Origin of the sequence: Vibrio sp. TMPB1044 (genome assembly GCF_030442075.1) — a bacterium.
Classification (GTDB): domain Bacteria; phylum Pseudomonadota; class Gammaproteobacteria; order Enterobacterales; family Vibrionaceae; genus Vibrio; species Vibrio satsumensis.
The window spans coordinates 1-204 of sequence record NZ_JAUJED010000082.1; the positions used below are offsets into that span (position 1 = coordinate 1).

Consider the following 204-nt stretch of genomic DNA (forward strand, 5'->3'; position numbering starts at 1 on the left):
CGACCTCCCGCTTATCAGGCGAGCGCTCTAACCAGCTGAGCTACAGACCCAATATCGTCTCTTAACTTTTCTAAACCTAATCAATCTGTGTGGACACTCATCGTGTATATCTTCGTATAAGGAGGTGATCCAGCCCCAGGTTCCCCTAGGGCTACCTTGTTACGACTTCACCCCAGTCATGAACCACAAAGTGGTGAGCGTCCT

General features: G+C 50.0%; 1 rRNA gene. It reads right to left on the reverse strand.

The features are described 5' to 3' along the window. Window positions 1-117: 117 nt before the first annotated feature. Window positions 118-204 (reverse strand): 16S ribosomal RNA (locus tag QQ041_RS23635); the annotation flags it as partial.